The organism is Dietzia sp. DQ11-71, assembly GCF_014144995.1.
Classification (GTDB): domain Bacteria; phylum Actinomycetota; class Actinomycetes; order Mycobacteriales; family Mycobacteriaceae; genus Dietzia; species Dietzia kunjamensis.
Window position 1 is genome coordinate 1 of record NZ_JAALDT010000156.1, and the last position, 3631, is coordinate 3631.

3 protein-coding genes are annotated in these 3631 nt (G+C 70.8%); 1 reads left to right on the plus strand and 2 read right to left on the minus strand.

Features of this window, described 5'->3' with window-relative positions; genetic code table 11:
- Positions 1-42: 42 nt before the first annotated feature.
- Positions 43-594, minus strand: a complete 552-nt coding sequence (locus tag G6023_RS06405; RefSeq protein WP_007628337.1) for a CAP domain-containing protein — start codon at positions 592-594, stop codon at positions 43-45.
- A gap of 332 nt (positions 595-926) precedes the next feature.
- Here G6023_RS06405 and G6023_RS06410 point away from each other — a divergent pair, with 332 nt between their 5' ends.
- A complete protein-coding gene (locus G6023_RS06410; RefSeq protein WP_096906167.1) occupies positions 927-2990 on the plus strand; it encodes an NADPH-dependent 2,4-dienoyl-CoA reductase in 2064 nt (687 codons plus the stop codon).
- On the opposite strand, the gene G6023_RS06415 is transcribed toward G6023_RS06410, so the two are convergent.
- Positions 2987-3631: MFS transporter (locus G6023_RS06415; RefSeq protein WP_182634543.1), on the minus strand; the 645-nt coding region annotated here is incomplete at its 5' end. The genes G6023_RS06410 and G6023_RS06415 overlap by 4 nt on opposite strands.

Consider the following 3631-nt stretch of genomic DNA (forward strand, 5'->3'; position numbering starts at 1 on the left):
GGGCGCCGTAGGAGGGGGCGACGACCGAGGGGGCCGCGGGGGTCAGGTCAGTCGGGCGAAGTTCTGGGTGGAGTACAGCTTCCGGCTGTCGGCGACCTCCACGCCCACACCGAGGTGGGTGTGCACCGGGTTGAGTAGGTTGAGGCGGTGCGGAAGCGAGTTCATCCACTGCTGGACGAGCGCCTCGCCCGAGGCGCCGCACCAGTTCTGCAGCACGTTCTCGCCGTAACTGGTCCACTTGCCGTCGCTGAGCGGCGTTCCGTCGTAGGTTGCCGCCATCAGGGCCTTGATCTGCGGATTGTGCGTCATGGCGTCCACGCTGGCCATCTGTTCGCTCCAGTCCTGGGCGATCCGGTCCAGGCTGGCGAGGCGCGTGACGGGGTTGAGGCCGCGGGAGACGCGCTCGCGGTTGGTGTACTCGTGGATGTCCGCGATCACCTGCTCGGTCTCCGCCGGGGTCGCCTGCTCACAGGGGGCGGGCGCGCCCACGGTGAACTGGAGCGACTGGGCGGCGGTGACGGGGGCGGCCAGGGCGAGGAAGGTGGCGGCAGCGGCGGCGACGGCGCCGATGCGCCGCCTGACGATGGTTCGCATTGAGGGGATTCCTGAGGGGTTGGGGGAACGTCGGGGGAGGACATGTGACCGAGGGAAGCCACGAATCTGAGGATAAGGTCAGTTCTTCGAGATCGCCGCATTATCGACCCCCGCGACACAATTTTGTGCACCCTCAAAACTGCAGGTCAGGCGCCCAGGTTGCTGACTCGTCACACAGACATTCGTCCAGTAAGGCGTGCGACGCCTCCGGATCGATGTTCGGGCGTGCCCCTGATCGGCCCGCATCGCCACGGGCGGTCCGGACGCCCCGGTGAGCGAAAATTCCTCTACCGCGGGGTCGGGCGACCGGATACCGGGCAGAATCAGCCCCCATGGGCCACAGTCACTCTCACCTCCTCAGTCCCCTCGCCGTCGGGCATCTCACCCTGCGCAACCGCGTGGTCATGGGGTCCATGCACACCGGGTTGGAGGACCGCTCGAAGCACCTGCCCGAGCTCACCGCCTACTTCGCCGAGAGGGCGCGCGGCGGGGCCGCCCTCATGGTCACCGGCGGGTACTCGCCCAACGTGGAGGGGTGGCTGCTGCCGGCCGGGTCGATGATGGCCTCGCGCCGGATGGCCGACAAGCACCGCGGCCTCACTGACGCCGTCCATGCCGAGGGCGCCCACATCCTCCTGCAGGTCCTCCACGCCGGCCGCTACGGATACCAGCCGTTCGTCCGCTCGGCCGCGTCGACCAAGTCGCCGATCAGCATGTTCAGAGCGCGCGCCCTGAGCGCCCGGGGTGTCGAGCGGACGATCGACGACTGGGTCCGGGCCGCCCGCCTGGCCCGGCGCGCGGGGTATGACGGCATCGAGATCATGGGCTCGGAGGGCTACCTCATCAACCAGTTCCTCGCCGCCCGGACCAACGACCGCACCGACTCGTGGGGCGGCACCGCGAGCAGGCGGATGCGGTTCGGAGAGGAGATCGTGCGCCGCATCCGCGCCGAGGTGGGCCGCGACTTCCTGCTGCAGTACCGGATCAGCCTGCTCGACCTGGTCGACGGCGGCCAGTCGTGGGAGGAGACCGCCGAACTCGCGCAGCGCCTCGAGGCCGTTGGTGTCGACGTGTTCAACACCGGCATCGGCTGGCACGAGTCCCGCATCCCCACCATCGTCACCTCCGTGCCGCGGGCCGCGTTCGTCGACCTCACGGCCCGGCTCAAGCAGACCGTCGGTGTCCCGGTGATCGCGTCCAACCGCATCAACACCCCGGACATCGCGGAGCAGATCATCGCCCGCGGTCAGGCGGACCTGGTGTCCATGGCGCGGCCGCTCCTGGCGGACCCGGCGTTCGCCGCCAAGGTCGCCGAGGGGCGGGCCGACGAGATCAACATCTGCATCGCCTGCAACCAGGCCTGCCTCGATCACACCTTCGCCAACAAGCGTGCCTCCTGCCTGGTCAATCCGCGCGCCGGCCGCGAAACCGAGCTCCTGCTCACCGTGGCCCCCACCCGGCGGCGGGTGGCGGTGGTCGGCGCGGGACCCGCGGGGCTGGCGTGCGCCGAGGCCGCCGCGTCCCGCGGACTCGCGGTGGAGGTCTTCGAGGCGGAGGACGAGCTCGGCGGGCAGTTCCGCTACGCGATGCGCGTGCCGGGCAAGGAGGAGTTCGCGGCGTCGATCGCCTATTTCAGCCGGCGCCTGGACGTCCTCGGCGTGCCGGTGCACCTCGGCCGCCGCGCCCACCCGGACGATCTCGCGGGCTTCGACCACGTGGTGATCGCCACCGGGGTGCGGCCGCGCGAGATCACGATCCCCGGCGCCGACCACCCCATGGTCATGACCTATCCCGAGCTGCTCACCGGCACGCGGACCCCCGGCCGCCGGGTCGCGGTGATCGGTGCCGGTGGCATCGGCGTGGACGTCTCGCAGTTCCTGCTGGCCGGCGGGCCCGGGATCGCCGTCGACGGCCGCGAACCGAGCGGCCACTCCACGGATGTGGAGGCGTGGCGGCGCCACTGGGGCGTGACCGATCCGGCGCTCGAGCGCGCGGGACTGGGCACGGCCGTGCACGCCGAACCGGCCCACGAGGTGCACCTGCTCCAGCGCAAGACCTCCCGCATCGGCCGGGGCCTGGGCAAGACCACCGGCTGGGTGCACCGCGCCGAGCTCGAGGCCGGCGGCGTGCGGAAGCACACCGGGGTGACCTACGTGAAGGTCGACGACGACGGGCTGCACATCCTCGACGCCGACGGCCGTCCGCAGCTCGTGCGTGTGGACTCGGTCGTGGTGTGCGCGGGCCAGGAATCGGTGCGCGACCTGGTGGGGGTGGCCGATCAGCTGGGCGGCGGGGTGAACGGACGGGTCCACGTGATCGGCGGCGCGGACGTGGCCGCCGAGCTCGACGCCAAGCGCGCGATCAAGCAGGGAGTGGAGCTCGCGGCAGCCCTCTAGGAACCGCAGCGCACCTCGCGGCGGCGGTCGACGATGCTGAACGCCAACGCGCCCGCGGCCAGCGCGGCGATCAGCCCGAGCGCCACCCGGAACGCAAGCAGCCAGTCGTCCTGGGTCTCGACGATCCAGAACAACACGCCCGGCACCATCGCCGTGCCCACCGCGGTGCCCATGCGCTGGCCCAGCGAGATGATGCTGCCGGCGACCCCGCCGTACTCGGGGTCCACCGCGCGCAGGGTGAGCGTCTGGTTGGGGGAGATGGTCATGCCCTGCGCGGTGCCCATCATCGCGGCGGGGGCCATGAAGATCAGGTAGCTCACCGCACCGGACTCCACGACGCCCGCGAGCAGGATGAACGTCAGCAGCGCGGTGATGGTGAGGCAGAAACCGCCGATGACCATCCGCCGCCCGAGTCGGAGCACGAACCGTCCCGCGACCTGCGCCGAGATGGCGGCGAGGACCGAGGCGGGCAGGCTGATGAACGCCGAGTCGATGGGCGCGTAGCCCAGGTGGAACTGCAGGTACATCGGCATGACGATCCACAGGCTCGTGCCGCCCACGAAGTAGATCGACACGATGATCATGCCGTTGCGGAACGCCGCGTCGCGGAAGATCTCGGGGTTGACCAGCGGCGGCCGCCC